The organism is Tardiphaga sp. 709, from assembly GCF_032401055.1.
Classification (GTDB): domain Bacteria; phylum Pseudomonadota; class Alphaproteobacteria; order Rhizobiales; family Xanthobacteraceae; genus Tardiphaga.
Genome location: NZ_CP135529.1, coordinates 6,192,389 through 6,218,917 on the forward strand (window position 1 = coordinate 6,192,389; position 26,529 = coordinate 6,218,917).

The following is a 26,529-nucleotide window of genomic DNA, read 5'->3' on the forward strand; positions in this document are numbered from 1 at the left end:
GTTCAACTTTGTTTCGGCGCGGGCGCAAAGGCCGGGTCGCGCTGGATGCGGCGGATGGTTTGATCCAAGGCCGACAGGAACGCCGAGCGATCGCGCGGCGCGAATGATTTGGGACCACCGGTGATTTCGCCCGAAGACCGCAAATCGGTCATCAGGTTGCGTACCGCGAGCGTCATCCCGATGGATTGTTCTGTGAACGGCTTGCCGTTAGGGGCAATTACCGCGGCGCCCGCCTTGACGCAGCGGCTGGCCAGCGGAATGTCCGCCGTAATCACGATATCGCCCTTCCGGGCGCGTTCCGCAATCCAGTCATCGGCCGCATCCATGCCCGAACCTGCGGCAATCCGCTCGATCAGGGGATCGTCAGGCACCCGGATGAAGTTTCCGGCGACCACGCTGACGGGCAGGCTGAAGCGGGCGGCGACGCGGTAAATCTCGTCTTTGACCGGGCAGGCGTCGGCGTCGATATAGATGCGTGTGGTCAAGGGAGCACAAGTTCCACGAAAAGGCAGTCATTTGCGGGTGGGCGATGTGGCGCTGACGCGGGACAGTTCCCCGCCCGTCGCCTTGCCTCGAACATGGTGACGGGTATCATCTCCTGCCAAGGCGAACACTCAATTTCGCGCAGTTTTCGGGAGGAATCATGACCAAACGGCTCGAACCGTACCGTGTTGAGGCCTTTAACACGGCCAAACAGTCCGAAAACAAGATGCATGACGATTCTGTCGCCCGGAAATTCGGTTTCAGCGGCGGATTGGTGCCTGGCGTCGACGTGCTGGCCTATATGATCCATCCGCCGGTGCAGCACTGGGGACGGGACTTTCTGGAGCGTGGTCTGATCGAGGCCCGTTTCACCAAGCCGGTCTATGACGGCGAGACAGTCGAGGTGGTCGCCGAGGAAGCCGGCGAGGGGCTCGCGCTGAGCGTTGAGGGCGGCGGCGAGATTCGTGCGGCCGGGACCGCATCGCTGACTCAGCGGCCGATGGTGCCGGCGCTGGACGATTTCCCGGACACGGCGGCTGTGTCGAAGCGGCTGCCGGTGGATGCCAATTCCTACGCGCTGGACAAGTGGCTCGGGACCGCGCCGCGGGTCTGGCCGGAGGATGGACTTGCCGAATATCTGGGTGAGGTTCGCGAGGCCGACGATCGGTATCTGCGCGAGGGCATCGTGCATCCCGGCGTGCTGCAGCGGATCATGAACAAGGTGCTGGTGGACAATGCGCTGCTCGGGCCGTGGATTCACGTCGGCAGCAGGATGCAGTTGCTCGCGACCGCGAATACCGATGACGAGTTGATCGCGCGGGCGAAGGTGACCGCCAATTACGAGAAGAAAGGGCATCGCTTTGTCGAGCTCGATGCGCTCATCGTGGCCAATGGCACGACGCCCATAGCGCACTGCCAGCATATCGCGATCACTCAGCCGCGCGAGGTCGTGGCGGCGTGATGTTGTAGAGCAGCGGCGCTCTTCCTTTTCCCTCCTCCGCGCTTGCGTGGGGAGGGTGGCCGGCCGTTAGGCCGGTCGGGTGGGGGTGGTGCCACACACGTCAAGCTCGCGGAGATACCCCACCCCGGCCTCCACTTCGTCGATGCTTCGCATCGCCTCGCTCGGCCGACCCTCCCCACTGCGCTTCGCTTGGGGGAGGGATATTTCTGGCGCCTGCGCGCCATCGTAGATGTGAATGTCAAACAGCCACTGCTCTTCAGACATGCGTCATCACCCCCATTGTTTGCGGCGCGGGGGCGCCGTCGTCTCTTGCATTCCCGCCCCCTTGTGAGAGGGCGTGCGGAACGCCGGGTGCCCGTTGCACCCTTGGGCCTGATGCGAATGCGGTCTTCCGCAAGTGAGTGCATCAGGACTTTCGGAGGCGCCGAGCGAGTGCCCGACGTTCCGCATGCGGTGTTTTTTCGGTTGCTTGCACTTTGCCTCAGCGAACGATCCGATCACCGAATTAAAGTCCCAAGGCGATGGGAAGGGAGCCTCAAGCGAGTAAGCCGAACGCGTTTCGATTTGGTCGTCCGTCACACTGTCCAGGATTCTTTCCATCCGAAGGTCGGCCGTCTCCTTGCCAGTGGCAGTGCTGGCGCAGATCCGTCCTGCCCGAAGACAGACGTCACCCATGAACCGCGTAACGCCGCATCTCCGGCGTCCACCGCATCCCACCCCGCGAACGTGACGATCGCGATCGCCCCTCTCGGTGGGGCAGGACGGAGGGGAATATAGTCCATACAGGGATATTGTCAACGAGATATAGGAAAAAATGTTTAGGCGTGGTCCCGGCCAAGAACTCGTCATTCCGGGGCGCGGGCGCGCCTTCGCGCACGCGAACCCGGAATCTCAGCATGGGAGTCTCTGGTCAGCGCCAAACACTTCGAGATTCCGGGTTCGCACTACGCGGCTGCGCCGCTTCGTGCGCCCCGGAATGACGAGCTTGGATCAAGATTCCGAGCTCAGTCCGGCCCGGAATGACGAGCCCAGACGCACGCCCCGGAATGACAAAGTGGTGATGCTTTGTCGCCCGCTGCTGTCGGATGGGCTATGTCAGAGCGTGATGATCAAGGGGCAAATGATGACGGATGTTTTTCGGCTGGATCGCTATCTCGCGCGCATCGGCTTTGACGGATCGGTTGCGCCGGATCTGGCGACACTGACGGCCATTCATGTCGCTCACATCAATGCGCTGCCTTTCGAGGGTCTCAATCCTTTTCTCCGTCTGCCGGTCAAACTGGACATGGCGTCGCTGCAACAGAAACTCATCGATGGCCGACGTGGTGGTTATTGCTATGAGCTGAATGCGGTGCTGAGGGCTGCACTCGTCGCGATCGGCTTCAAGGTCACGGGACTCGGCGCCCGGGTGCGCTGGAATGCGCCGCCGGACAGTCCGCTTGGCCCCAGGACGCACATGCTCTTGAAAGTCGATCTTCCGGACGGACCTTATCTCGCCGATACCGGCTTTGGCGCCTGCATGCTCGATGCACCTCTACGGCTCCTCACGGGGACCGAGCAGCAAACGGCGATGGGGACCTATCGGCTGATCGAAGCTGATGGCCTGTTGTCGCTGAGTGTGAAGCGGGCGGACGGCTGGCGGACGATGTACGTGTTTGACCGCACGCCGCAACTGCCGTCGGATTACGAGCTCGGCAACTGGTACACATCGACCAGTCCCTTCGTGCCCTTCACCTCGACGCTGGTGATGGAGCGCGTCAGCAGCGGCCGGCGTTATAAACTGGTCAATCGCCACCTGATCACGGAGGGACCTGACGGCGAACCGATGTCTGAACGCGTGCTCGGCAGCGCTGCGGAGTTGCAGCAGGTTCTTGACGAGACCTTCGGCGTCACGCCGCCGGCATCCGCCGACGAGATATTCGCGGTCATCAACGCAAACGCGGAGCGCCGTTGACCGCTGCGTAATCCCACCATTCCGACCCGATTGCGGCGAATGACGCCTTCGGCTAATTCGCCCCCGGGATCATCACGAGGAACGTCAAATGTCGCTGTCATCCGCCAAGAATTACGCGCTGCGCGCCGCCAAGTCGCAGGACCAGAAGGAAGCCACCGAGCTTTTGTCCAAGGCGATCATGGAATTGACGCTGGCGATCGAGGCGCAGGACGCCAAGATCAAGAAGATGAACAAGGGCGCATAATCGGGACGCCGATCTCACCGGATCGCGATTGAACCTATTGCGCAGCCGCACGTTCAGTGTTCCCCACATCAGAGGATACGACATGAGTGCGCTCAGCAAGATCAAAGAACATATGGAAGTCATCGGCGCGGACGGCGTGCACGTCGGCACGGTCGACAAGGTCGAGGGCAACCGCATCAAGCTGACCAAGAAGGACAGCGGCGAGGGCAGCCACAAGGGTCACCATCACTTCATCGATGGCGGTCTGGTCGCCGAGGTTGAGGGCGACAAGGTGCGGCTCTCGGCCAATGGCGACGTCGCCTTTGCGATGGAAGAAGAGAAGTAGAACGAAAAAGCCCCGCGGTGCGAACCGCGGGGCTTTCGTTCGGATCACTCAGATGGAGCGAGGTGAGACGCGCCTCACTTCACCTCCATCTGCAGGCCTTCCTTGTCGATGATGGTCTTGAACTTGGCCGTCTCAGCCTCGACGAAGGTCTGGAATTGTTGGGGCGTGCCGTAGTCCGACACGGCGCCCATGGCCGCGATGGTCTTCTTGGTCGCATCCGTGCCGAGCAGAACCTTGATCTGCTCATTGAGCGAGGTCACGGCTTCGGTCGGTGTGCTCTTCGGATAGAATACGCCAAACCATGACGCGACGTCGAACTTCTCCAGCTCGGGCGCGGTCTCGCGCATCGCCGGAACGTTCGGGCACTGGGCATTGCGCTGCTGCGTGGTGACGGCAAGGCCGGTGAGCTTGCCGTCGAGCACCTGCGGCAGCGACGGATAGAGATTGTCGAACAGGATCTGGATGTCGCCAGCGAGGGCCGCCTGCAGCGCAGGACCCGCGCCGCGGAACGGCACGTGCTGCATCTTCAATCCGGTGAGCTGCAGCCACCATGCGCCGGTGAGATGCGGGCTCTGGCCGACGCCCGACGAGCCATAGTTCAGCTTGTCCGGATTGGCCTTGATATAGGCGATCAGCTCCGGGATCGTCTTGATCGGCACGCTCGGATGCGCGCAGACGATGTTCGGAATCTTGATCATGTTGCTGACCGCCTGCAACTGATCGCTCTTGTAGGTCAGGTTCTTGAAGATGCTGTAGGCGATGGCGTTGGGGCCGGGATTGCCGACCAGGATGGTGTGGCCATCGCCCTTGAGGCGCGCGACTTCGGCGGTGCCGATGGTGCCGCCGCCGCCCGAGCGGTTTTCCACCACCACGGACTGGCCCCAGGCCGGCTGCAGATGCGCAGCGAGCATACGGCCCATCACGTCGGTGGAGCCGCCGGCTGCGGCGGGCACGATGACGCGGACGGTTTCAGTGGGCTTCCATTCGCCGGCGCCGAGACTCGCGCGCGGCAGGATCGCGGCGCTGGTGATCGCGGCGGCGCCGGTGAGTACCCGGCGACGGGTAACCAGATTGGTCATAGCTTCTTCCCTCGATGGTGTCGTTTTGGTTTTTGATCTTGCTGAAATCGTAATGAGGCAGATGGTGGCGGGCAAGCCGACGTTGGCCACAGCGTAAAGAAAAGCCCCGCAGCGTGTGCTGCGGGGCTCTTGCAATTCAGCGATTTGATAGTTCCGCCTAGCGGAAACTGATCAGCTTGAACAGCGGCGTGAGGTAGCTCATTTCCTGACCGGAGGTCGGCGTGGTGCGGCTGATGAAGTCGAAGATCTTGCCGTCCTGCAGGCCGTAATTGGCGAGCCGGATCACCTTGCGGTTCTTGTCGAAATAGATCGCGATGACGCGCTGGTCGGTGACCTTCTGCGGCATGAACGCGACGGCGCGTTCGGCGCGCTGCGAGATGTAATAGAACACTTCGCCTGATAGCGTGGCGACAGTGGATGGCGTGCCCATCACGATCAGGACCTGATCCTGGCTGGCGCCGATCGGGATCTGCTCCAGCGCGCCGGGGGGCAGGATGTAGCCCTTCTGGAATTGCTCGGCACAGGCGCCCAGCGTAACGCACAGGGCCGCGACCGCGAGTGCGGCGCGCATGCCGCGCCAGCCACGTGTCAGCCGCGCCTTCGCGCTGATGGAGGTCGAAATTGTCATAGCGGAGGGGGTCCCATCCTCTTGATTCTCGGGAAGGCCTTGCTTCCGAAAGACTTGCATCCCGGAAGGCGTTGACGTACCGGGCAGAACCTCTGAATGCAACATGCGCGTGCCCGAGGGGCCCGCCTGAGGAACCCAAGATGGTCTGGCCGTTCAGTCACTTCAGAAAGCCCCCGGCGCCGTTGCGCGGCACCATTGAAGCCATCTATGGCATGATCGTGGCGCAGGCGCGAGAACCCTTGTTTTATCGGGACTTGGGAGCACCGGATACGGTAAACGGGCGTTTCGATATGTTGCTGCTGCACCTGTGGCTGGTGCTGCGCCGGCTGAACCCGAAGGATGAGTTGTCGCAGGGACTTTTCGACAGGTTCTGCAGCGATATGGACGATAACCTGCGCGAACTCGGCACCAGCGATATGAAGGTGCCGAAGAAAATGCGGGAATTCGGCGATGCGTTTTACGGCCGGACAGGCGCCTATGACGCAGCGCTTGGCGCGGGCAGGGAGCCTCTGGCGGCGGCGCTGTCGAAGAATATCTATAGTGGCATGGACATCGAGAACGCCCGGCGTCTCGCTGTTTATGTCGAAGCGGCGAATGCCCGTCTGGGCACGCTGGATGCAACGACACTGACATCAGGCGCGTGGCATTTCCCGTCGCCTGCGGAGACCTTGGTAACGACATGAACAAACCCGACCGCACCGTGGATCTCACGCCGCCCTGGAGCGTGCCCATCGCCGTGATCCAGATCCCGGAAACGGGGCTGGCGCGCGACATCGAGGCCACGCCCGAGGAGCGCAAGCGGATCGCCGAACTCGGTGGCCTCGTCAGCGTGGGCGCCGTGAAAGGCGAACTCCTGCTGAACCCCGTCAAGGGCGGTACGGTGCATGTCACCGGTCGCATCTGGGGCAAGGTCGAGCAGACCTGCGTGGTGACGCTGGACCCGCTGGCTGCCGATTTCGAGGAAGAGATCGACGTGATTTTCGCGCCGCCATCGCAGATTCGCGAACTCGCCGAATCGGTGGACGAGGACGTGGAGAGCGACGAGGAGACCCCGGATCCGCCGGAGCCGATCGAAAACGGTTTGATCGACCTCGGCAAACTGGCGACCGACGCGCTGTTTCTGGGGCTGGACCCGTATCCCCGTAAGCCAGATGCCGTATTCGAGCCGCTGGTGGAGGTTCCGGACCCGGAAGAGCATCCGTTTGCGGCCCTGAAAGCGCTGAAAACCGCCTCTGAGACGCCCCAATCCAAAAAGCCCGGGAAGGGCTGAGACCGGGGTCCGATTCCACGCCCGGTGCGGCTGACGGGACAAAAGCGCCCGGTCAAGATGTTGTATCGGGTCACGGAAACGCTATTGTCCCCGGCCGAAATCGGGTTAATGCCATAACTTCGCCGTCTGCCGCCAAATGCGGCAGACTTCGTCCGCGGCCACGAGCGTCACAGGCCGCAAGAGACAGGTTTCCGGAACGTCCATGCCGAAAAAGGTTCGCATCGCGCTAGACGCCATGGGTGGCGACATCGGCGCATCGGTGGTCATTCCCGGCGCCGCGATTTCGTTGACCCGGCATCCCGACAGTGAGTTCCTGCTGTTCGGTGACAGCGCGCTGATCGAGAAAGAACTCGCCAATCATCCGGCACTGAAGGCCGTATCGAAGGTGATCCATACCGACGTTGCCGTCAGCATGCATGACAAGCCGAGCCAGGCGCTGCGCCGTGGCCGCAAGGTCTCGTCGATGTGGCTGGCGATCGAGGCGGTAAAGAAGGGCGACGCCGATGTCGCGATCTCCGCCGGCAATACCGGCGCGCTGATGGCGATGGCGCGCTTTTGCTTGCGCATGCTCGACGGTATCGAACGTCCGGGCCTCGCCGCGATCTGGCCGACCACGCGCGGCGATTCCGTCGTGCTCGATCTCGGCGCCACCATCGGCGGCGACGCCAACCATCTGAAGACTCTCGCCGTCATGGGCAGCGCCATGGCCAGCGCGCTGTTCGATCTGGCGCGGCCGACGGTCGGCCTGCTCAATATCGGCGTCGAGGAAATTAAGGGCGGCGACGAAATCCGCGATGCCGCCGAACTGCTGCGCACCGCCAATCTGCCGCAGCTCGAATTCGTCGGGTTCGTGGAGGGCGACGGCATCGGCCGCGGCGATGCCGACGTGATCGTCACCGAAGGTTTCAGCGGCAATATCGCGCTCAAGGCGGCTGAGGGCACCGCGCGCCAGTTCGCCGAATACCTGCGCAATGCCATGGCCCGCACCTGGCGCTCGCGCATCGGCTACCTGTTCGCCAAGAATGCCTTCAAGGCGGTGCGCGACAAGGTCGATCCGAACAAGTCCAATGGCGCGGTGTTTCTCGGCCTGCGCGGCATCGTGGTGAAGAGCCACGGTGGTACCAATGCCGACGGTTTCGCCTATGCGGTGGATGTCGGTTACGACATGGTCCGCTACGACCTTCTCACCAAGATCAATCAAATGCTCAACCGCGACGGCCAAGCGCTCCCTGCGAGCCCGGCTGCGCAGGAGGCTGTCTCGTGACTGCGATACGTTCGGTCGTGCTCGGCTGCGGCTCTTACCTGCCGGAGCGGATCCTGACCAATGCCGAACTGGCATCCAAGGTTGACACATCGGACGAGTGGATCGTCCAGCGCACCGGTATCAAGCAGCGCCATATCGCTGCCGACGGCGAGTTCACCTCGCATCTGGCGATCAAGGCCGCGCAGGCGGCGCTGGCCAATGCCGGCGTCGATGCGCAGTCCATCGACCTGATCGTGCTGGCGACCTCGACCCCGGACAACACGTTCCCGGCGACCGCCGTTGCGGTGCAGAACGCGCTCGGCATCACGCATGGCGCGGCATTCGACCTACAGGCGGTGTGTTCCGGCTTCATCTTTGGGCTGACCACCGCCGACAGTCTGCTGCGCACCGGCGCCGGCAAGCGTGCGCTGGTGATCGGCGCGGAGACTTTCTCGCGGATTCTCGACTGGACCGATCGCGGAACCTGCGTGCTGTTCGGTGACGGCGCCGGTGCGGTGGTGCTGGAAGCACAGACCCAGCCCGGCGAAGCCAGCGATCGCGGCGTGCTGACCACGCATCTGCGCTCGGACGGGCGGCACAAGGAAAAGCTGTTCGTCGATGGCGGCCCGTCCTCGACGCAGACGGTGGGTTACCTGCGCATGGAAGGCCGCGAGGTCTTCAAACATGCGGTGGGCATGATCACCGACGTGATCGTCGATGCCTTTAAGGCCACCGGCGCCAGCGCCGAAACCATCGACTGGTTCGTGCCGCACCAGGCCAACAAGCGCATTATCGATGCGTCGGCGCATAAACTGCATATTGCACCGCAAAAGGTGGTGCTGACGGTGGATCTTCACGGCAACACGTCGGCGGCCTCGATTCCGCTCGCATTGTCGGTGGCGGTCAATGACGGCCGTATCAAGAAGGGCGACCTCGTCCTGCTCGAAGCCATGGGCGGCGGCTTCACCTGGGGGTCTGCACTCATTCGCTGGTGATGCGCCGGTGATGATGCAGATCGACAACATCTCAAATTGTCATGATTTTCCATGCCTTTGCATCGATGGTGACTGTTGACCGGAGCGCGTTAACCTCCTAATTTCTGACGCGAATTTGGTTCGCCGAGAGTAGTTGGGGCAGGCGATGACGGGCACGGGAAAAACAGTCACACGCGTTGATCTGTGCGAAGCGGTCTACCAAAAGGTAGGTCTCTCGCGCACTGAGTCGTCCGCGTTTGTTGAACTGGTTTTGAAAGAAATTACGGATTGTCTGGAGAAGGGCGAGACAGTGAAGCTGTCGTCGTTCGGCTCCTTCATGGTGCGCAAAAAAGGCGAGCGCATCGGCCGCAATCCGAAGACGGGCACAGAAGTACCGATCTCGCCGCGGCGGGTGATGGTATTCAAGCCGTCGGCGATCCTGAAACAGCGGATCAATGGCGACAGTACCGCAGTTGGCAACGGTAAAGATCACGACGAGTAGAAACCACAGGGCGAACCACAGGGATCCTGCACTTGGACAAAGCGCCGGATGCGTTTCGAACCATAAGCGAGGTCGCTGACGATCTCGATATACCGCAGCATGTTCTGCGGTTCTGGGAAACGCGGTTCACTCAAATCAAACCGATGAAGCGATCCGGCGGTCGGCGATATTATCGCCCGGACGATGTCGATCTGCTGCGCGGCATCCGCCGGTTGCTCTACGGCGAAGGCTATACCATCCGCGGCGTGCAACGAATCCTGAAAGAGAACGGTATCAAGTCGGTGCAGGGGCTGGTCGACGGCCACGCTGCGCCGAGCTTCGCGCCGACGTCTGCCGCCATCGCGCCGCGCGTCCAGGCAAAGCGTCCCGTGATCGAAGAGGATCATGAGGAAGAAGAGGCCGAGGACGAAGTAGAACGCGACGAGGAGATCGAGGAAGAAGCCGAAGAGGAAGCTGACGCCGAAGGCGCCGAGGACGAGGAAGAAGAGGGCGACGAGGACGGCGGCGACGAGGGTGAGGACGAAGAGGCTGAGGAGGAAGAAGACGAGGAGGAAGCTGCTGCTCCCGTCGCCGCCCGCCGCGCCCCCCCGATGACGTCGGCGTCGCCACGCGTGGAGCCACAGCTGCCGCGGCCGCCGTCGCGGGCAAACCCCGTATTGGCAAATCCTGTTGCGGCACGGCCCGAACCGGCAATGTCGGCTCCGACGCAGAGCGCAAGACCTGCTGCGGTCCCGAGCCCAAGGCCGAACCCGCAGCGCCGGCTGGAGCGCGAACGGCTCGAAGCCGTGCTCGAGGAGTTGCTGGCGGCGCGCCGGGCGCTCGATACGGCGATGAAGGACGGCTAGCTGCCGCCCCACAACCAATCCGTTTCAATCCGCTCAGCCTTCTTGCGCCTCGGACGGATCGAAGCTACACGATGCCCCATCGGAGCGTAGCGCAGCCCGGTTAGCGCACTAGTCTGGGAGACTAGGGGTCGGAGGTTCGAATCCTCTCGCTCCGACCATATAAATTACTGATTTCATTAGCTTTTATCCGATCTCTATGAGGTCGATAAACTGGAAACCCCCTTCAGGGAAGCACCGGGGAAGCACGGGGCTTATTTCGCGGGCGCTTTTAGCCTCGTGACACCTTCTCCGCGATCGTAGGAAAACTCAATTCGAGCTTTCGAGAACGCTGCTTCGAGTGCGGCGGCGGTGGCGCGCGTACCCGGAATCGGTCCACTTTCCTTCTCAAGGCGCTTGATCGTTGGGAGCGAAAGATCTGCTGCCTCAGCAAGATCCGTTTGCTCCCATCGGAGCAGGGCACGCGCCGCTCGGATCATTTCGCTAGTGAGCATCATATTCTCAAATCTCCAATTGACACCTCAAGTATTACAATCTAATACTCTAGGTGTCAATAGCGACGCGAGCCGAGTCGAAGCGCGAACTTCGACCCAGCTCTAACCCTCAAAGAGAAGGACCTCTCCCGATGGCTAGGCAGAACGGTATCACTCAGAACGCTCGCACCTCAAACGATCAGGATATTGCCGTCGCAGCTTTGCGCCGCGTGCAGCTAGCCGGCGAAGACGACGCAGCCTACGAGTCGGCAATCGCTGCGCTCGAGATTGCTCCGGCGACGACTGCAGCAGGAGTGCAGGCGCTTTTCGATCTGCTCAAGTCCCGCTTGGACAGTGCGCTCGACGGCGACGAAGTTGATCCAGAGATGATGAAGATGTTGGCGCATAACATTTCGGCGGGCATCGCACACTTGGTTCGCAAGGCCGGTTAGGGCGACGCGGCTGCGGTGGCCGAGGGCGACAAGCTTTCGACCACCGCGGCTCCCCATCGACATTGGACACCGACCCCACCCTGGGCGGGGGCCGCGCTCGGGGCGTCGAGACGTCGCAGGGCGCTCCGACTAAATTTCTATTTTCTGAAAAGGTCGCGGTCGCAGTTTCCGCAGTGCCGCGCCGCCGATTACTTGTTGAAAATGACTTTCGGATTATTGGTGCTGAATTGTACGAAACCGCGGGGTCATTCTTTCAGAGCTTTCCACGTCCACTACTGGGATGTACCTGGCCGAGAACAGAGCTGCCCAGTACGTTCGCATGTCAACCGACATGCAGCGTCACTCTATTGCAATACAAGCAGAAGCTATTGCCCTCTACGCGGCGCGGAGAGGATTGGCGATTGTCCGTAGCTACGAGGATGCAGGTCGAAGCGGACTGACTATCGATGGACGTTCAGCGCTGCAGAACCTCATCGCAGATGTAAGATCTGGCACGGCCGATTTCCGAACCATATTGATCTACGACGTAAGTCGGTGGGGGCGCTTCCAAGATACGGACGAGAGTGCCTACTACGAGTTTATATGTCGCTCTAACGGTGTCGCCATCGAATACTGCGCCGAACAATTCACGAATGATGGGAGCATAACAACTTCAATTCTGAAGAATCTGAAGCGAGCGATGGCCGGCGAATACAGCCGAGAGCTATCTGCAAAAGTCTTTGCGGGGCAGGCTAAGGCTGTGAGAAATGGCTTTCATCGCGGCTCCACCCCAGGCTACGGCCTACGAAGATGTCTCATTGAAGAGGGCTCGGGCCGGAGGACGGTGCTGAAGCTTGGACAAAGAAAAAGACTCTCGACGGACCAGACGATCTTGGTCGCGGGGCCTACAGAAGAGGTCGAGGTCATCGACCGAATCTATTCGCTCTTCATAGACAAGAAATTTTCGCTCAGCCGCATCGCGAGACATCTGAACGAGGACGGGATCGCAAACGTTGCCAACCGTCCGTGGAATGACGTCTCTGTACGAGAAATACTGTCCAACGAAAAATACATTGGAAGTGCGCAGTTCAACAAGACGTCCCGGAAATTGGGTGCGCCGAGCAGGAAGAATCACAGATCCGTATGGGTCGAAAAGGTTGAAGCATTCCGAGGCATTGTATCAAAGGAACGGTTTCGCCAAGCGCAAGAGCAACTCGTCGACAATGCGCGTGCGTACCGCGACAGCGAGTTGCTTGATACGCTGACTGCCATTTGGTGCAGCCGAGGGCGGATTAGCGCAGCTCTGATCGATTCCTTACCGGCGACGCCTAGTGTCAACACTTTCAAAGAGCACTTCGGCGGTCTCGCTGCTGCATATCAATTGATTGGCTATGCGCCGCCATTTCGCCGCGGCCGTAGTTCTCAAGCTCGCATTGTTATTATGAGCCAGATATCGGCGAAACTGAAAGCCGCCGGCTGCAAAGTATACTGGCATTCGGGCAGCTCTCAAATGCTCATAAATGAGGAACTGGTGGTGGCCGTTGTTGCGGGGTGTGCGTCGCCCGGATGCGGGAAAAATCAATGGCAGGTCAAGCGGCCAGGGTGGGCGAAGCCAGACATTCTCGTAGCCGCGAGGGTACACGATGATCTATCCGCCATCGTTGAGGATTATCTATTCATTCCGCTTCTATTCATGACAAATGCGTCGTGGCTGACGATCTCGAAGAAGCGGCTGCAGCGGATGGATACGTTTCGTTCAGCGACGCTGGATCCACTTCTTGAACTTTGCACGAGAGAACGAATGGGTCTCGGCAATGCCTCGCACGCGTGAAATCGCAAGGGATCGTGCTTGTGCTCACAGAGCGGTAAAGGCGAGGTTGGCCGACGAAGAGGCCAAAGCGAGGCGCGTTCGTTTGTCGCAGACTCTCGCAAAAGTGGCACAAATTCTCTCGCATGAAGGATTTATAGAGTTGGCGTCATCGCATGGCGTCGAATGGGCACCCCGACGCCTCGTGCTTCGTGCGGATGTTGAAAGACAGGCAGAGGTTGATTTGAGTCATGCTGGGTCGGTGCTCGACTTTGTAATCGCTTGGAAATTCATCTTTCCGATGTTGTCGAACCAGGAAGTGCTCGAATATCTTCAAGAGAAATGGCCGGGTTTCGTCGACGAATTCAAGGACACGTTCATTGCGCTTGTAATGAACGGGCCCTTCCTGGATGAGCGGCGAACGTCCCTCAGCACGAGTTTCTTTAAATGACAGGTTTCTTGACAGCACGGGCGGTCGGGTTTCTACATCGCGGATGCGTCCTGCAATTCTGATTTCATTTGCTCTTTCGATCTTCGGCTCTTCTGTCGCACATTGCCTGGTCGGCGGCGCACCCGTGCGCGATGACGAGATCGGCCGCGCGGTGATCACAATCGTCGGCTCGCGCGGAAATTTCTGTTCCGGCGCGCTGATCGCGCCGACCTTGGTGCTGTCGGCGGCGCATTGCGTGACGCCCGGCGCCAGTTACAAGATCGTGCTCTATGACTCCCAGCGACAGCCGCAACTGCTGGCGGTGAAGCGCGTCGCCGATCATCCTGGGTTCAATGCGGAAGGCATCAAGGCGCATCGCGCTAGCGCCGATCTGGCGCTCCTGCAGCTTGCCGAGCCGCTGCCCAGCAAAACCACGCTGCCGCTCGGCGTACCCACAGAGCCCTTCGCCGCTGGGCAGAATTATCTTGTGGCCGGTATCGGCGTCGCCGCGCGCGGCGACGGCAAAAGCGGCGGCACCGTGCGCGCGGCACAGCTCACCTCCACCAGCCATCCCGGAAAATTGCAGATCCGCCTGGTCGACCCCGCCACCGACAACACACGCGACGGCCTCGGCGCCTGCACCGGTGACAGCGGCGGGCCCGTGCTGCAGCAGCAAGGTGGCCGCATCGTGGTGATCGGCGTGGTGTCGTGGTCCACCGGTGCGAAGAATGTCGCCGGCTGCGGCGGCCTTACCGGCGTGACGCCGCTGACGCTGTATCGCGACTGGATCCTGCAGACGGCACGCGCCTGGGGCACGCCGCTCTGATCGCCAGCGCCGCGCAAGGCAGCCGTCGTTAAGTTCCGTGAAAGGTTCTCCGCTATGATCCGCGAGATCATGGGAGTCTCCGACATGCTGCGCCTGCTCATTCTTGTCGTTTCGACTACTGTCCTGATAACGGGCGCGCAGGCGGCTGACATGGCCGGCCAAGGTCGCATCGGCCGCTTGTTCGACGAGCCGGTGGTGAAGAGCCGCCGTACCGTCGTGGTCAAGGACGAGCGCCCAATGGAAGAGCCAATCGTGCAGTATGCGCCGGAGGTGTATATCCCCTCGATCGTGCATGGCTATTACGGCAAGCCGGCGTCCTATTATTACCACAACTATTATGGCAGCCGGATCGAGACGATCTTTAGCCGCGCGCCCTATGGCTGCGGCTACTACGGCTATTGCTGAGCGCAGCGCGGAACAGGCACGCGCCGGCCGCGGACGTCTCGGACTGCGACAGTGTTGCCTGCGACATCGTGATATTGGCGTCTCTCATTCTTGTGAACTGCATTTCCGAAACGCCTCCCTAGCTAGAGAGGTGCTTCAGAGCATCACGGGAAGCCGGTTATGGGAAAAGAAGAAAAGACCGAAGCCGAACTTGAGGAAATGATCGCCCAGCGCCTCGTTGTCGGCGGCGTCTATGTGTCAGTGCGCAGGGATGCGCTGCTCGGCTGGCGGCCGATGGTGATCACTGCGCCCAAACACGCTACCTATGCACAGCAGCTCGCCGACGAAGTGGCGACGGAACTCCGCAAGAAATTCGTGCTGAAGGATTGAGGTGCTTTCGCATGGTGGCGCCTTTGCAGGCTGCTGGCGCACACCCGTCGAGGCATGCGCCAGCTCCACTCAATCCTTCTTCTCGGTCACATTACTGATCGTCTTGACGCCGTTGCTCTCGGTATAGGTCACCGTGACGCGCTCGCCGGCATGCAGCGATTCCGGAACCGTGCGCAGCCTGAATTTCTCCACCGCGCCCGGCGTATTCGCCCCGACGGTCTCGCCAGCCGGCGCCTGCTTGATCACCACTTCGCTGGTGGTGCGATCGAGGATGGTGACGATCCCTGTGAAGGTCTGATCAGCTTGGGCCGCCGATCCCGCAAAAGATCCCAGCGCGGCAATCACCGCCGCACACGCGACGCGTTCGGTCAGTCTCATTGTCGTTCTCCCAAGCTTGTGTGAATGGAGGTAACGACGGCAGCGGGAGATTGGTTCCATAGCTGTTGCTGCAAACGCAGATGATCAATCGGTCCCCGCGGGGTGAGCGATAGCGTGTGGGTCGCGTCGCGGCTTCTCGCAGATTCCCGGGAAGAATTCGTCATGAGCTATCCGATGCCGGGGACGGGTGGAGGATAAGTGGGTCAGCGAGTGGCCGATATGCGCGAGCTCACCGCGAATGTCGCCCGCAATTATTCTGGAGAAAGTTTCGGTTTCGATCAGGAGGGCGTTTCGGGCAGGGCCTGGCGCCGTACATTGTTACTCACTTGCCGCCAGTGACATCGAGGAACGTGCCGGTGACGAAGGACGCCTCGGCGCTTGCCAGCCACAGGATCGCCCGCGCAACCTCTTCAGGCTGACCGCCTCTGCCCATGGGGATCGAGTCCTTGACACGATCCACTCGTCCCGGCTCTCCGCCGCTGGCATGCATGTCAGTGTAGATGTGCCCCGGGCGAATGCAGTTGACGCGTATCCCATCCCGCGCGACTTCCTTGGCGAAGCCGGTCGTGAATGTTTCGACGGCGCCCTTCGACGCAGCGTAGTCGACATATTCGCCGGGGCTGCCGAGTCGGGCCGAAGCCGACGAGATGTTGATCACGGAACCGCCGCGCCCGTTGTGGCGATACGACATCCGCTTCGCGGCTTGCTGTGCGCAAAGGATAGGACCGATCGCGTTGACCGCGAAGATGCGCTGCATCCGCTCGAATCCGAGATCCTCCAGCCGGGACTGCCGCGCAAGCATCGCGGCGTTGTTCACCAGCACGTCGATCCGGCCGAACGCGCGGTCGATCGCGGCGAATAATTGAGCGACCTGCTCTGGATCCGCGCTATCTGCGCGGACCGGTAAAGCCCGGCGCCCTGCAGCTTCGACATCAGCCGCCACCGCAAGGGCGGCAGTTTCGTTGGAGACGAAGCTGATCGCCACATCGTAACCTTGCGTGGCAGCAAGCCGCGCAGTCGCGGCGCCTACGCCCCGACTTCCACCCGTTATCAGAATGAGCGGCGTCTGCGAGACTGTATCCATCTAACGAACCTTCATGTGTTGGTGAAATAATGATCTAGGGCTGTCCGGATGAGTGCGATGCCAGACCGATTTCGACGTCATCGCTCAGATGCTTTGAGAGTGGGATCATGAACGGGCAGATCGCCAGCGCCGTCATTGCGGTCGCGGCCGTTGCCATTGCGGGTCCGAACGCGTCGCCCAGAAAGCCATAGAGAACCGGGGCACCGGCGCCCGCGCCGATGGTGCCGGTATAAAACAGGGCGAAGGCACGCGCGGTGCGATGGGGCGGGGTCAGTTCGGGAACCGTTCCATACAGCACCGATGACGTGCCGTTGAGCATCACCCCCAGCGCCGGCAGAACGACGATAACCGGGATCAGTGGCAGCACCAAAACGCTGAGGATCAGAAGCGCAGTGGCAGCTTCGGTGAAGAGAACGGTGCGCCGGGTGCCGATCCTGTCGCCAAGCCAGCCGCAAGCGAACTTGCCGGCGGCTCCGCCGATGAAGAGAAGTGCCAGAGCGAAACCGCTGGTGGGAAGCGAGGCTCCTTTTTCAATCAGGAGAAATGGCAGAAAGGTGAGGAAGCCCATTCTGACGGCGCTATCGAGCATTCCGATCGCCAGGAGCCAATAGAATCCGCCGCGACCTCGACCGGTCTTGCTGGATCGTTCCTTCGCATCTGCTGCTTGCCCCATGCCCACGGCCGGCATCCACACCGCCATGGCGACAGACACGACGATGCCGGCGGCAGCGAGCGCAAATACGGCATGGCGCCAGGCGATGGTGACAAGCAGCAGAGACATCAGCGCCGGGATGGCCGCCTTGCCGAGATCGCCTGTAAAATTGTAGATGCCGAGCGGCCTGCGCGCAGCGCGCCCATAAGCCCGTGAAACGGCGGCGGACGCCAGAGGGTGTTGGGTGCTCGAGCCTGCGCCTGCCAATGCGAGCGCAAAGCTCAGTCCGACGATGCCGCCGGAGATGCCCGCGAGAGCGTAGCCCAACGCCGACAGCGCCGTGCCGCAGCAGAGAATGAGTTTGGCATCGATCCGCTCCGCCAGATGCCCCGCCGGAATCTGCAGACATGCCATGGTGCCGGAATAAAGACCGCGAAAGATCGCAAGGACGCTATAGCTCAGCGCGAATTCGGTCTGCCAGATGGGCAGCAATACATAGATCGCGTCCGTGAAGCCGTCGTGCAAAGCGTGGTTGAGCCCGGTCAGCGCAAGCGTTCGCGCGGCGCGTGTCCGGTTCGCAGGAGCCGTAGTGGTGGATGCCGTGGTCTCATTGTGGGTCATGGGTCTTCCGGCGCACGCGCTACAGTCGCAGAAAATCTGAAGATTGATGCGCTAGAGCTGATGTCTGGCGCGCAAAGCGATGCTAAAGTCACTCTGAACTAGACTTCGGGCTGTCACAAATCAGTAATACTCAGGTCATGGGTTAGAAATTCTCAAGTATGTCCACCTTTGTCCCGCGCCGCAGTCTGCCGCCGCTGAATGCGGTTCGCGCCTTCGAAGCCGCCGCCCGCCTCGGCAGTCTGAAGGAGGCGGCCGTTGAGCTCAGCGTGACCCACGGCGCCGTCAGTCAGCAGATCCGGCTATTGGAAGACTGGCTGGGTGCTCCGGCGCTGTTTCGGCGTTCGGTCCGACGGGTCGTGCTGACGCCTGCCGGCGCAGCGCTGCTCACCGAATTCGGACCGGCGCTCGATAGTATTTCGGCTGCCGTGCAGCAGCATCGAACCAGACGGCATGACGCGCCATCCATCGTGCTGCATGTGAACGCGCTCGCAACTTTCAGTCTGCGATGGCTGTTGCGACGGATGGGCGCTTTTCGTGCGGAGCATCCCGACATCGAGGTACGTTTGAGCACGTCGAACGAGACGATCGACGCCCTGGCAGAGCCGTTCGATGTCGTGATCAGAGGTGGCCCGGACACTTTTCCCGGATACACCTCGCGTTTCCTGTTCGGGGAGCGGCGGCTGCCAGTGTGCAGTCCGACCATCCTGGATCGGGCGCCGCTAACCGATATCCGCGATCTGTCGCGCCACACGCTGCTTCACGTCTCCTCGATGGCGCGGCTATGGCGCGACTGGCTGGCTGAGGCCGGAGAGCCCGCCCTTCGCCCAGAGGCATCCCTGACCTTCGATCATTTCTATCTGACCATACAGGCAGCGATCGACGGACTCGGCGTGGCGATGGGTCCGACCGCATTGGTCGCCGATGATCTCGCGGCCGGGCGATTGATGACGCCGTTTCCGGACATCAGTCTTTCGGCGCGAAGCTACTTCGCCTATCTGCCGGAAGCGCGACGGACCGATCCACATATCGCCGTGTTCTGCGACTGGCTCGAGCAACAAGGCCGCGATCTCGTCCGGAGCTAGCGTCGATAACACCGTCGCTTCCATGAACCGCTGGGGCAAGGCGCGAGCGGCGACGCCGATCAGGGCACTCGTCGGTCGCTCTCCGGCGCCGAACAGCTTCTTGGTGTATCGGCAATGTCGATAATTTCCGCGGCTTCCCTGATATTCCCGGCAACGACTTCGTCATGAGCTATCCGACGCCAGGGACGGGTAGGGATGAGCACGATCAATCCGTCCCCTGCAGGGTGACGGATGGCGTGTGGGTCGCATGTGATGCGGCGGCATCGATTCGTTGCAGGGCGACGTAGTGAACGATCACGAAGCACGCGATCGCGGCGGCGTAGAGCAGACGTTCGAGTAATGCCATCGGTGGTCCATCCGGATGAGAGACGCGCTTGTCGTGGCTCATCATCGACGGAGCAGTGATATCAAGCGTCCTACGAACGGCTGATGCGACTTCACATTCGTCTGTTGCGTGTGTGGCCGCGTTCCAACACGAGAGACATCGAACCAGCGCACGCGCTGATAGATTGAGCTTGCGATGTGCCAACCGCATCCGATCTCGAAAGGCTTTATTAAGCGTCTTTCGTTGCGCAAACGGCACAGGCCGCGGGTTTGTTCAGCGTGAACACGCTTCGATTATTGTCCGATTGTTGCGGCTCATCTAGCTTCGCAAATGTCCATCGCGGACTTGCAGGACAACAAACATCCGCATCGTCGAACGGTGTGGATTCGATCGAAGTGGAATAGCGCATGCGCGAATGCATCGGATTTGCGACGATCGGACCACAGCCGGATGACATGCGCCACGAGAGTCCGGATCGCACCCGGCGATCCGCGCCCGACAGCCACGGAACGCGATTGCTTCGCTCGCTCTTGGCAAGTGCGTCGGCGATGGTGCTGATGGCCCTGTCCGCCGGTTCGGCCGCCGCCCAGAGTTGGACCGGAACGAGTAGCAGCGACTGGACAGCCGGGACCAATTGGTCGGGTGGTGTGGTCCCGATCGCCGGCAGTGTCACTATCGACACGACGTCGCCAAACCGGACTGTGCTCGGTGTCACTGGTCCCGCGGCCGGAACGACCGGAAACATCTCCGTCGGCGTGAACACTGGTTCAACCGGCAGCCTCACCATTCAGAACGGCAGCACGCTGACGAGCAGCGGCGCTAGCCTTGTGATTGGAGTCGCGGGCGGAAGCAACGGCACCGTGACGGTCACGGGAGCCGGATCGCAGTGGATTACATCCGGCAGCCAGATCAACGTCGGCGCCAGTGGCAATGGTACCCTTAACATTCAGAACGGCGCTGCAGTAGTGGCCCAATCAGGGGTCTCTTTGGGGACCTTCGCCGGCGGCACAGGCACGCTCAACATCAATGGAGGCAGCAGGCTCGAGACTAATAACCTCGCGCGCGTCGCTGTTGGAACCGGCCAGGTCAATTTCGATAATGCCATTCTGCGAGCCAGGATAAACAACAACTTCTTCATCAGCGGATTTTCGCCAGGCAACCTCAATATTGCCGCGGGCGGCCTGACCGTTGACACCCAGGCTTTCACTGTGGGCGCGGGCTCCGGGTTTTCCGGTGTCGGCGGATTGACCAAGATCGGCGCCGGCACATTAAATCTCCGGGTATCCAGCGATTATACGGGGCCGACGGTGATCCAGGCCGGCACTCTTGCGCTTGCCAGTACTGGCTCGATTAGCGCATCGAGCCGGGTAGTCGTAGATGCAACCTTCAATGTCTCGGGTATTACTGCGACGAGCACGAGCATTCAGAGCCTCGCCGGCAGCGGCGCCGTCGCGCTGGGCGCAAAGAATCTGACGATCACCGATGCGAAGAACGATGTATTCGCCGGCGTGATCTCCGGCACCGGCGGGCTGACGATCAGCGGCGGCATGCAGACCCTTTCAGGCGTGAACACCTACACCGGTGGCACCACGGTGAGCGGCGGCACGCTCAGCGTCAATGGCAGCGTGTGCGGCGCCATGAACGTGCTGGCCGGCGGCACGCTGCAAGGCACCGGCACGGTCTGCGACACATCGAACGCAGGCATCGTCGCGCCCGGCAATTCCATCGGAACGCTCACCGTCGCCGGCAACTACACCGGCAACGGCGGAACGCTGCAGATCGAATCCGTGCTTGGCGGCGACGCCTCGCCGACCGATCGGCTTGTCGTCACGGGCAACACCGCAGGCAGCACCAATGTGCGGGTGATCAATCTCGGCGGCACCGGCGCGCAAACCGTCGAAGGCATCAAGATCATCGATGTCGGCGGCGCGTCGAACGGCGCGTTCTCGCTGCTCGGCGATTACGTCATTCAGGGCCAGCAGGCGGTGGTCGGCGGCGCCTATGCCTATACGCTGCAGAAGAACGGCATCAGCACGCCAACCGATGGCGACTGGTATCTGCGCTCCAGCCTGATCAATCCTCCGCCGCCGATGTCGGCTATGCCGCTTTATCAGCCGGGCGTCCCGCTGTACGAGAATTATGCGCAGGTGCTGCTCGGCATGAACGAACTGCCGACCATGCAGCAGCGCGTTGGCAATCGCTATTGGGGCGGCAGCGATGCCATGGCGCGCGCCGGAGTCGCACCGGCGGCAGGTGAGCCGTCGCCGACGCCCACGGCATTCTGGGGCCGCATCGAAGGCGGCCAATCCGATTTGCAGCCCTCCACCACGACAGGCTCCACCTACAAAGCCGACCAGTTGAAAGTGCAGGCGGGCCTCGACGGTCTCCTGATGGAGAACGAGCGCGGAAGGCTGATCGTCGGTCTCACCGGGCAATATGGCCTGACAACCGCCAATATCGCATCGGTCTTCGGCAACGGCCGGATTCGCGTCGAAGGAGCGGGCGTCGGCGGCACGCTGACATGGTTCGGCGACAACGGCTTCTATGTCGACGGCCAGGCGCAATCGATGTTCTATCGCAGCGATCTGTCCTCGGTGCTGGCCGGCAGCATGACCCACGGCAACGAAGGGGTGGGCTATGCCTTCAGCGCTGAAGCCGGCAAGCGGTTCTTTGTCGGCAACGGTTGGTCGCTGACGCCGCAGGCGCAGCTATCCTATTCGAAGGCCGAGTTCGATCGCTTCACCGATCGTTTCGGCGCACCCGTGTCGCTGCGCGACGGCGACAGCTTGCTCGGCCGCGCCGGACTTGCGCTCAACCACCAGAAGACCTGGAACGACGGCGCGGGCATCGTGCGCTCGGATATCTATGGTATCGGCAACCTGCGCTACGAGTTCCTCGACGGCACCCGTGTCGATGTCGCCGGCACCGGCTTCGCCAGCGCGCAAGATCGGCTGTGGGGCAGCGTCGGCGGCGGCGGCACCTATAGCTGGGCCAACGGCCGCTACGCAGTGTTCGGTGAGGTCTCCTATAGCGCGAGCCTTGAGGACGCGGCGGCGAACCACAGCTACAAGGGCACTGGCGGCTTCCGCATCGTCTGGTGAGCGAACGCGCTGGTCGCGCAACTCAGTCAGGATCTTGTGTTTGTTCTGCGCCGCAACGTCGCCAGCCCTTCAGGCAAGGCCTTACGCCGTTTTGCGCTATCGGCGTATCGCGACCCGATACGGCGTACTCGCGGCAAATGATCTGGCGCTCATCCGATCACGCGCGTCGCATAGCCGGCGAACAGCTTGACCAGATCCGCCTGCCGCCGGGTTCCGGTTTTGTAGAACAGGCGGCTGAGATGCGTCTTGATCGTCGTTTCGGCGACGCCGAGCGCTGCAGCGACCTCCGGCACGCCGCCGACCTGGACGATCGCCAGCAGGACACGAAGCTCTGACGGTGTGAGCTGGAATGTTTTGCCGATGAGTTCGGGCGGCGAAGTGGCGTCGATATCCGCCTTGCGCACGAACAAAGCCGCCGTGGCCGAATAGACCAGTCCGGCCTGTCGCCGTGCGCCCGATGTCAGCGGCAGGAGATGGGCGACGTATCGTTCGCCAGTGCTGCCGACGAGCGGCATGGCGATGCCGCGGGTACCGAGCGCGCTGTCGCCTTCGCCGGCGACGGCGAGGGCGTCCCGCAGGGTGCGATCGGCCTGGCTGTCGCGAGCACTGAGGCGGCCGGAGGAGGCGCGCAGGACGTCCGCTGTATCGAGCATGGCATGGCCGGCAAAGTTGGCATGAACGATGCGCGCGGCGGAATCGACGAGGAACAGGCCGACGCTCATCCCGTCGAGCGTATCCGCCAGCGTCGCGGCCTCGGCGGCTTTCAGATCGAACATCCGTCCGATCATCACGGCGCGGCGGATATGCGGCGCGATCAGTCGCATACGGTGACGCGCGCGCTCATCCGCGACGCCGTCACGCTCATGCCGGAACACGCCGAACATGGCAACATTGGTGATGGACTTGTCGAGCACCGAATTGATGCAATCCGCCAGTCCCTGCGGTTGCACCCATTCCTTGTAGAAGCGGGTTTCCCTGAACTCCGCGTAAGGCAGGATGTCCTCGATACCAATCGGCTCATCGATCTCCGCGAAGAACTGCACGGTCGTGGTGGGATCGAGCGCAACATATTTGTCGAAATAGGAGCTTTGATAGTCCGCGGAAATGCCGACCACGTGGAGAATATGCCCCGACGGCATGGCGGCGTTCTTGGTGTAGAGGCTGGCGCCGACGCCGCCGACGAATTGCATCGCGCGCTCGATCGCATTCGTCCAGGACGGCGAGTCGAGGACGGTGTCGTAGATGCAGCCGATCAGGTCGCTGAGCTGTTCTGCGCCTTCTGCGAGATCAGGCGATGCGAGCCGGGCGGCCACCGGCCAGAGCGGAGTCACTGACGTCATTTGCAGCTATCTCTCGGGAGGGTGAGCCAGCACCTTTGCATGCGTGCCTATGCCGGCACACCGACGATGCGTGATTGGAAAGCTACGTGGTTCCGGCGGCGATGTCGTTGCTGAACGCGCAGAAGCTGTGTTTCAGCGTGCGAAATATTTTCCGGATGATGCGCGGAATAAATCGAAAATCGGGGACGTGCGCCGATCGGTCCTTGATAGCAAAATGACGGCGCTTGCGGCGCCGTCATTTGAACCAAATTCAGCTGATGCGGAACTATCAATCCTTGTGCAGGAATGCGTAGTCTGCCGAATAGGGCACGCTGAGAAACTGGCCGGCATCGTCGCAGGGGCCGGCGGCAACGCCGCCTTTGGTGTTGATGCGCTGTATCACGTCGACTATTGCGAGCTTGCCGTCGCCATGCCGGTCAGTCACCGTCAATTTGAGCCACGGAATGTCGCTCGCGGTTTTACCTGGTGCGCGGCCAACCGCTTTGCCGCCCAGCGTGCTGCCATCGGTGAGTTCCCAATGCGGGCCCGCATAGTGGCGGCCGACGGTCAGTCCATTGGACAGCAGCGTGGCGATCGGCTCGCGGAAGGTCCAGGAGAGCTTGCCGTCGGAGGCGGCCATGCACTCGTACACCTGGGCGCCCTCCGCGTGATAGATCGCGACGATGGTGGCATCCGGCTCGGCAATCTCGGACGGCACTTGAGCCGCGACCGGATGCGTCAACGCGGCGAGGGCGGCGATGAGCGCCGCCCCGAACCGTCTGCACTTCACTTTGCAATTCATATGATCGTTCATGGGACCTCGCGCGTGATGTCTATTCAGCGACGGCCTCGCCGGAGCCGCCGAGCTCCGCCGGAAAGTCCTTCAACTTCGGCAGGCCGTCCTTCATCGGCATTACGGTCTCGGCATAATTGACGTGGACACCGGGTTCGAAACGAAGTGTCGGGATGGTCGCCGCAAAGACATCGACCAGGCCGAACGTCGGATGATTGGTCAGCAGGTGCCCGCCGCATTTGCTGCAATACTGGCGCTGGCTGAGCGGCGTCTTCTGGAAGCTCGCAATATGTTCGGCGCCCGCAGTGATCCGCACGGCACTCGGCTTCCACAGGCTGAAGGCATTGACCGGCCCGCCGGACCACGAACGGCATGAACTGCAGTGGCAATAGCCCATCGCTTCCGGGGCACCATCTACTTCCAGCTCGACTGCGCCGCAGAAGCACTTTCCAACATGTGTCATTGCTCTCGTTTCCTCTTGCTTGCGCATCGTTCCTCGCCGCGAAGCGGGCGCGCCGGGCATGCTGCTAGCAGGGACGCGCAAGCCGGAGCGTCATGCGATCGGATGAGGCAGCATCACAAGATGTGTCGATGCAACATGCGTACCAGACCGCAGTATAGCCGGTCGCGCAGTCGCTGACGTCATGGAGTTCACGGCGTGATCGTGTCGCGGAGATCAAAACGCCGTCATTACACGTCCCAGGAGACTGATGCGCGACAGGGCTCATATGTTGCGAGGGGAACAGTTGCGCGATGTGGCCTTGCCGCAATAAATTCGGCATAATGACCCGCCGCGCTCACCGCTCGCCCGAGGAAACATTTGATCGCTGACGGATGATCGCGATGTCCCGAACCTACGTCATCCCCGATCTGCACGGCCGGCGCGATCTGCTTGATCGCGCGCTGGCTGAGATCGAGACGCATCGGGGTGGTGAAAACGCCACGCTGATCGTGCTCGGCGACTATGTCGACAAGGGCCCGGACTCCCGCCGTGTCATTGCGCGGCTGCGGGCAGGAGTGGCACCTGGCCTGCGGCTGGCGATGCTCAAGGGCAATCACGATGCGCTGATGGTCGCCGCGCTGCGCGGCGATGTAGCGATCGCGAACTGGATGACGAAAGGCGGCGATACCGCGCTCGCCTCCTATGGCGGCGACATCGCCGATGTGCCGGTGCATGACATCGACTGGCTCGATGGCCGGCCGCTGTGGCACATGGATGCGCATCGCATTTATGTCCATGCCGGCGTCGATCCCGCGCTGCCGCTGGTGCAGCAGGACCCCGTATTGCTGATGACCAAGCGCTATGCGGATGATGACGCGTCCGGCCATGACGCAGGCGAGGGGGCCCGCCATGTGGTGCATGGCCATGACCGCCATGCCGATGGCCCATTGCTGAAACAGGGCCGCAGCAATCTCGACACCTATGCCTGGAAAACCGGTCGGCTGGTGATCGGCGTGTTCGATGACGCGCTGCCGGGCGGGCCGGTGGAGCTGATCGAGATCACCGCGCCGCCGCCGGACCGGACCGCGACGCCCTGAGGCGGATACGACCTCTTGAACCAAAGACCGCGCTACGACGCCTAACTGGCAACGCAACCGAACCGGTCCTCCTGTTATGTCGTCTATCATCGAGCTCGTCATCGATATCGCTGTCGAACTCGTCTCCGGTTGGACGACCGCGAAATGGCCACTCGTCGGAGAAGCCGTCGGACTGGTCTGTCTTGTGATCGGTGCGCTCGTCGTGGGACTGTCGTCGTCCGGCGCCGACCGCGTCCTGGCGTTGGGCCTGCTGGCCACGATGGTCATCGCATTTGCCGCTTTGTTGCTCTGCCGCGCCTGGCGCCTGCGTCGCGCGGCGGCGATGCCGACCGAGCGATTGCCATGAGCGTGACACCGGTGATGCTCGGCGCCACGACAGACTGAGGAGA

Annotated in this window: 31 protein-coding genes and 1 tRNA gene; 21 read left to right on the forward strand and 11 right to left on the reverse strand. The window is 61.7% G+C overall.

The genetic code is table 11. From position 1 onward, the window contains the following. Window positions 1-2 precede the first annotated feature (2 nt). Complete coding sequence (locus RSO67_RS29585; protein ID WP_315841763.1) at window positions 3-485, reverse strand: YaiI/YqxD family protein; 483 nt, start codon at window positions 483-485, stop codon at window positions 3-5. A gap of 158 nt (window positions 486-643) precedes the next feature. On the opposite strand from RSO67_RS29585, the gene RSO67_RS29590 reads away from it, so the two are divergent. From RSO67_RS29590 to RSO67_RS29605, 4 genes are all read left to right on the forward strand, one after another. Beyond that, on the forward strand, window positions 644-1,444 hold the full coding sequence (locus RSO67_RS29590) for a hypothetical protein (protein WP_315841764.1): 801 nt from the start codon (window positions 644-646) through the stop codon (window positions 1,442-1,444). A gap of 1,123 nt (window positions 1,445-2,567) precedes the next feature. Further along, the gene (locus RSO67_RS29595) at window positions 2,568-3,398 is read left to right on the forward strand and encodes an arylamine N-acetyltransferase (protein ID WP_315841765.1); all 831 of its coding nucleotides are present in this window, start codon (window positions 2,568-2,570) and stop codon (window positions 3,396-3,398) included. Window positions 3,399-3,486: 88 nt separating this feature from the next. Further along, a complete protein-coding gene (locus tag RSO67_RS29600; protein WP_165826963.1) occupies window positions 3,487-3,642 on the forward strand; it encodes a hypothetical protein in 156 nt (51 codons plus the stop codon). 82 nt (window positions 3,643-3,724) lie between these two features. Beyond that, a complete protein-coding gene (locus tag RSO67_RS29605) occupies window positions 3,725-3,967 on the forward strand; it encodes a DUF2171 domain-containing protein (protein WP_089264607.1) in 243 nt (80 codons plus the stop codon). A gap of 74 nt (window positions 3,968-4,041) precedes the next feature. Here RSO67_RS29605 and RSO67_RS29610 read toward each other — a convergent pair whose 3' ends face one another. Together RSO67_RS29610 and RSO67_RS29615 are read right to left on the reverse strand one after the other, a co-directional pair. Next, entirely contained in the window at window positions 4,042-5,046 is a 1,005-nt protein-coding gene (locus tag RSO67_RS29610; RefSeq protein ID WP_315841766.1) for a tripartite tricarboxylate transporter substrate binding protein, read from the reverse strand. Window positions 5,047-5,203: 157 nt separating this feature from the next. After that, window positions 5,204-5,674, reverse strand: a complete 471-nt coding sequence (locus tag RSO67_RS29615) for an outer membrane protein assembly factor BamE (RefSeq protein WP_374725644.1) — start codon at window positions 5,672-5,674, stop codon at window positions 5,204-5,206. Window positions 5,675-5,814: 140 nt separating this feature from the next. Between RSO67_RS29615 and RSO67_RS29620 the strand changes: the two genes are divergently transcribed. The 7 genes from RSO67_RS29620 (at window position 5,815) to RSO67_RS29650 (ending at window position 10,666) form a co-directional block, all read left to right on the forward strand. Beyond that, window positions 5,815-6,357: a ubiquinol-cytochrome C chaperone family protein gene (locus RSO67_RS29620; protein ID WP_315841767.1), complete on the forward strand. Its 543-nt coding sequence runs from the start codon at window positions 5,815-5,817 to the stop codon at window positions 6,355-6,357. Continuing rightward, window positions 6,354-6,944 carry a DUF177 domain-containing protein gene (locus RSO67_RS29625; protein WP_315841768.1) on the forward strand — a complete coding sequence of 197 codons (591 nt, stop codon included), beginning with the start codon at window positions 6,354-6,356 and terminating at the stop codon, window positions 6,942-6,944. Before RSO67_RS29620 ends, RSO67_RS29625 begins: the two co-directional genes overlap by 4 nt. A 202-nt stretch (window positions 6,945-7,146) precedes the next feature. Then, complete coding sequence (gene plsX / locus RSO67_RS29630) at window positions 7,147-8,208, forward strand: phosphate acyltransferase PlsX (protein WP_315841769.1); 1,062 nt, start codon at window positions 7,147-7,149, stop codon at window positions 8,206-8,208. Beyond that, entirely contained in the window at window positions 8,205-9,182 is a 978-nt protein-coding gene (locus tag RSO67_RS29635; protein ID WP_068730934.1) for a beta-ketoacyl-ACP synthase III, read from the forward strand. The genes plsX and RSO67_RS29635 overlap by 4 nt, the downstream gene beginning before the upstream one ends. A gap of 145 nt (window positions 9,183-9,327) precedes the next feature. Further along, window positions 9,328-9,663 (forward strand): integration host factor subunit alpha, encoded by a 336-nt coding sequence (locus RSO67_RS29640; RefSeq protein ID WP_120290178.1) that lies wholly within the window; start codon window positions 9,328-9,330, stop codon window positions 9,661-9,663. Between the two features lie 32 nt (window positions 9,664-9,695). Continuing rightward, entirely contained in the window at window positions 9,696-10,508 is an 813-nt protein-coding gene (locus RSO67_RS29645) for a MerR family transcriptional regulator (RefSeq protein WP_315841771.1), read from the forward strand. A gap of 80 nt (window positions 10,509-10,588) precedes the next feature. Then, window positions 10,589-10,666: transfer RNA gene (locus tag RSO67_RS29650), tRNA-Pro, on the forward strand. A 93-nt stretch (window positions 10,667-10,759) separates the two neighbouring features. Here RSO67_RS29650 and RSO67_RS29655 read toward each other — a convergent pair. Further along, entirely contained in the window at window positions 10,760-11,002 is a 243-nt protein-coding gene (locus RSO67_RS29655; protein ID WP_315841772.1) for a transcriptional regulator, read from the reverse strand. A 128-nt stretch (window positions 11,003-11,130) separates the two neighbouring features. On the opposite strand from RSO67_RS29655, the gene RSO67_RS29660 reads away from it, so the two are divergent. The 6 genes from RSO67_RS29660 to RSO67_RS29685 all read left to right on the forward strand — a co-directional run bounded on the left by RSO67_RS29660 (window position 11,131) and on the right by RSO67_RS29685 (window position 15,246). Then, window positions 11,131-11,430, forward strand: a complete 300-nt coding sequence (locus RSO67_RS29660; protein ID WP_315841773.1) for a hypothetical protein — start codon at window positions 11,131-11,133, stop codon at window positions 11,428-11,430. A gap of 319 nt (window positions 11,431-11,749) precedes the next feature. Then, complete coding sequence (locus RSO67_RS29665) at window positions 11,750-13,240, forward strand: recombinase family protein (protein WP_315841774.1); 1,491 nt, start codon at window positions 11,750-11,752, stop codon at window positions 13,238-13,240. 46 nt (window positions 13,241-13,286) lie between these two features. After that, a complete protein-coding gene (locus RSO67_RS29670; protein WP_315841775.1) occupies window positions 13,287-13,667 on the forward strand; it encodes a hypothetical protein in 381 nt (126 codons plus the stop codon). A 43-nt stretch (window positions 13,668-13,710) separates the two neighbouring features. Further along, window positions 13,711-14,472 (forward strand): S1 family peptidase, encoded by a 762-nt coding sequence (locus tag RSO67_RS29675; RefSeq protein WP_315841776.1) that lies wholly within the window; start codon window positions 13,711-13,713, stop codon window positions 14,470-14,472. Window positions 14,473-14,526: 54 nt separating this feature from the next. Then, window positions 14,527-14,877: a hypothetical protein gene (locus tag RSO67_RS29680; protein ID WP_315841777.1), complete on the forward strand. Its 351-nt coding sequence runs from the start codon at window positions 14,527-14,529 to the stop codon at window positions 14,875-14,877. Window positions 14,878-15,036: 159 nt separating this feature from the next. Further along, complete coding sequence (locus RSO67_RS29685; RefSeq protein WP_315841778.1) at window positions 15,037-15,246, forward strand: hypothetical protein; 210 nt, start codon at window positions 15,037-15,039, stop codon at window positions 15,244-15,246. A gap of 69 nt (window positions 15,247-15,315) precedes the next feature. Here the strand turns inward: RSO67_RS29685 and RSO67_RS29690 are convergent, their stop codons facing one another. The 3 genes from RSO67_RS29690 to RSO67_RS29700 form a co-directional block, all read right to left on the reverse strand. Beyond that, on the reverse strand, window positions 15,316-15,624 hold the full coding sequence (locus tag RSO67_RS29690; RefSeq protein WP_315841779.1) for a hypothetical protein: 309 nt from the start codon (window positions 15,622-15,624) through the stop codon (window positions 15,316-15,318). 322 nt (window positions 15,625-15,946) lie between these two features. Beyond that, window positions 15,947-16,708 carry an SDR family oxidoreductase gene (locus tag RSO67_RS29695; RefSeq protein WP_315841780.1) on the reverse strand — a complete coding sequence of 254 codons (762 nt, stop codon included), beginning with the start codon at window positions 16,706-16,708 and terminating at the stop codon, window positions 15,947-15,949. A gap of 34 nt (window positions 16,709-16,742) precedes the next feature. Next, window positions 16,743-17,981, reverse strand: coding sequence for an MFS transporter (locus RSO67_RS29700; protein ID WP_315841781.1), 1,239 nt, complete (start codon window positions 17,979-17,981; stop codon window positions 16,743-16,745). 158 nt (window positions 17,982-18,139) lie between these two features. Here RSO67_RS29700 and RSO67_RS29705 point away from each other — a divergent pair, with 158 nt between their 5' ends. After that, the gene (locus RSO67_RS29705) at window positions 18,140-19,063 is read left to right on the forward strand and encodes a LysR substrate-binding domain-containing protein (RefSeq protein ID WP_315841782.1); all 924 of its coding nucleotides are present in this window, start codon (window positions 18,140-18,142) and stop codon (window positions 19,061-19,063) included. Between the two features lie 205 nt (window positions 19,064-19,268). Here RSO67_RS29705 and RSO67_RS29710 read toward each other — a convergent pair whose 3' ends face one another. Further along, complete coding sequence (locus RSO67_RS29710) at window positions 19,269-19,409, reverse strand: hypothetical protein (RefSeq protein ID WP_315841783.1); 141 nt, start codon at window positions 19,407-19,409, stop codon at window positions 19,269-19,271. Between the two features lie 386 nt (window positions 19,410-19,795). Here RSO67_RS29710 and RSO67_RS29715 point away from each other — a divergent pair, with 386 nt between their 5' ends. Next, on the forward strand, window positions 19,796-22,489 hold the full coding sequence (locus tag RSO67_RS29715; RefSeq protein WP_315841784.1) for an autotransporter outer membrane beta-barrel domain-containing protein: 2,694 nt from the start codon (window positions 19,796-19,798) through the stop codon (window positions 22,487-22,489). A 149-nt stretch (window positions 22,490-22,638) separates the two neighbouring features. Here RSO67_RS29715 and RSO67_RS29720 read toward each other — a convergent pair whose 3' ends face one another. From RSO67_RS29720 to RSO67_RS29730, 3 genes are all read right to left on the reverse strand, one after another. Beyond that, window positions 22,639-23,829 carry a helix-turn-helix transcriptional regulator gene (locus RSO67_RS29720; RefSeq protein ID WP_315841785.1) on the reverse strand — a complete coding sequence of 397 codons (1,191 nt, stop codon included), beginning with the start codon at window positions 23,827-23,829 and terminating at the stop codon, window positions 22,639-22,641. 268 nt (window positions 23,830-24,097) lie between these two features. Then, window positions 24,098-24,622 carry a DUF3455 domain-containing protein gene (locus RSO67_RS29725; RefSeq protein WP_315841786.1) on the reverse strand — a complete coding sequence of 175 codons (525 nt, stop codon included), beginning with the start codon at window positions 24,620-24,622 and terminating at the stop codon, window positions 24,098-24,100. Between the two features lie 19 nt (window positions 24,623-24,641). Then, window positions 24,642-25,064: a GFA family protein gene (locus tag RSO67_RS29730; protein WP_315841787.1), complete on the reverse strand. Its 423-nt coding sequence runs from the start codon at window positions 25,062-25,064 to the stop codon at window positions 24,642-24,644. 380 nt (window positions 25,065-25,444) lie between these two features. Between RSO67_RS29730 and RSO67_RS29735 the strand changes: the two genes are divergently transcribed. After that, window positions 25,445-26,140 carry a metallophosphoesterase gene (locus tag RSO67_RS29735; protein ID WP_315841788.1) on the forward strand — a complete coding sequence of 232 codons (696 nt, stop codon included), beginning with the start codon at window positions 25,445-25,447 and terminating at the stop codon, window positions 26,138-26,140. 76 nt (window positions 26,141-26,216) lie between these two features. Next, window positions 26,217-26,486, forward strand: coding sequence for a hypothetical protein (locus RSO67_RS29740; protein WP_315841789.1), 270 nt, complete (start codon window positions 26,217-26,219; stop codon window positions 26,484-26,486). The last annotated feature ends 43 nt before the right edge of the window (window positions 26,487-26,529 follow it).

Bases quoted from the DNA above. Each gene is read 5' to 3' on its own strand.
- RSO67_RS29665 (WP_315841774.1), top strand. From the start codon at position 11,750: ATGTCAACCGACATGCAGCGTCACTCTATTGCAATACAAGCAGAAGCT.
- RSO67_RS29725 (WP_315841786.1), bottom strand. From the start codon at position 24,622: ATGAACGATCATATGAATTGCAAAGTGAAGTGCAGACGGTTCGGGGCG.
- RSO67_RS29705 (WP_315841782.1), top strand. From the start codon at position 18,140: ATGTCCACCTTTGTCCCGCGCCGCAGTCTGCCGCCGCTGAATGCGGTT.
- RSO67_RS29690 (WP_315841779.1), bottom strand. From the start codon at position 15,624: ATGAGACTGACCGAACGCGTCGCGTGTGCGGCGGTGATTGCCGCGCTG.
- RSO67_RS29605 (WP_089264607.1), top strand. From the start codon at position 3,725: ATGAGTGCGCTCAGCAAGATCAAAGAACATATGGAAGTCATCGGCGCG.
- plsX (WP_315841769.1), top strand. From the start codon at position 7,147: ATGCCGAAAAAGGTTCGCATCGCGCTAGACGCCATGGGTGGCGACATC.
- RSO67_RS29680 (WP_315841777.1), top strand. From the start codon at position 14,527: ATGATCCGCGAGATCATGGGAGTCTCCGACATGCTGCGCCTGCTCATT.
- RSO67_RS29625 (WP_315841768.1), top strand. From the start codon at position 6,354: ATGAACAAACCCGACCGCACCGTGGATCTCACGCCGCCCTGGAGCGTG.
- RSO67_RS29615 (WP_374725644.1), bottom strand. From the start codon at position 5,674: ATGACAATTTCGACCTCCATCAGCGCGAAGGCGCGGCTGACACGTGGC.
- RSO67_RS29660 (WP_315841773.1), top strand. From the start codon at position 11,131: ATGGCTAGGCAGAACGGTATCACTCAGAACGCTCGCACCTCAAACGAT.
- RSO67_RS29740 (WP_315841789.1), top strand. From the start codon at position 26,217: ATGTCGTCTATCATCGAGCTCGTCATCGATATCGCTGTCGAACTCGTC.
- RSO67_RS29610 (WP_315841766.1), bottom strand. From the start codon at position 5,046: ATGACCAATCTGGTTACCCGTCGCCGGGTACTCACCGGCGCCGCCGCG.
- RSO67_RS29600 (WP_165826963.1), top strand. From the start codon at position 3,487: ATGTCGCTGTCATCCGCCAAGAATTACGCGCTGCGCGCCGCCAAGTCG.
- RSO67_RS29730 (WP_315841787.1), bottom strand. From the start codon at position 25,064: ATGACACATGTTGGAAAGTGCTTCTGCGGCGCAGTCGAGCTGGAAGTA.
- RSO67_RS29655 (WP_315841772.1), bottom strand. From the start codon at position 11,002: ATGATGCTCACTAGCGAAATGATCCGAGCGGCGCGTGCCCTGCTCCGA.
- RSO67_RS29685 (WP_315841778.1), top strand. From the start codon at position 15,037: ATGGGAAAAGAAGAAAAGACCGAAGCCGAACTTGAGGAAATGATCGCC.
- RSO67_RS29590 (WP_315841764.1), top strand. From the start codon at position 644: ATGACCAAACGGCTCGAACCGTACCGTGTTGAGGCCTTTAACACGGCC.
- RSO67_RS29720 (WP_315841785.1), bottom strand. From the start codon at position 23,829: ATGACGTCAGTGACTCCGCTCTGGCCGGTGGCCGCCCGGCTCGCATCG.
- RSO67_RS29675 (WP_315841776.1), top strand. From the start codon at position 13,711: ATGCGTCCTGCAATTCTGATTTCATTTGCTCTTTCGATCTTCGGCTCT.
- RSO67_RS29640 (WP_120290178.1), top strand. From the start codon at position 9,328: ATGACGGGCACGGGAAAAACAGTCACACGCGTTGATCTGTGCGAAGCG.
- RSO67_RS29620 (WP_315841767.1), top strand. From the start codon at position 5,815: ATGGTCTGGCCGTTCAGTCACTTCAGAAAGCCCCCGGCGCCGTTGCGC.
- RSO67_RS29695 (WP_315841780.1), bottom strand. From the start codon at position 16,708: ATGGATACAGTCTCGCAGACGCCGCTCATTCTGATAACGGGTGGAAGT.
- RSO67_RS29700 (WP_315841781.1), bottom strand. From the start codon at position 17,981: ATGACCCACAATGAGACCACGGCATCCACCACTACGGCTCCTGCGAAC.
- RSO67_RS29595 (WP_315841765.1), top strand. From the start codon at position 2,568: ATGACGGATGTTTTTCGGCTGGATCGCTATCTCGCGCGCATCGGCTTT.
- RSO67_RS29735 (WP_315841788.1), top strand. From the start codon at position 25,445: ATGTCCCGAACCTACGTCATCCCCGATCTGCACGGCCGGCGCGATCTG.
- RSO67_RS29710 (WP_315841783.1), bottom strand. From the start codon at position 19,409: ATGGCATTACTCGAACGTCTGCTCTACGCCGCCGCGATCGCGTGCTTC.
- RSO67_RS29715 (WP_315841784.1), top strand. From the start codon at position 19,796: ATGCGCGAATGCATCGGATTTGCGACGATCGGACCACAGCCGGATGAC.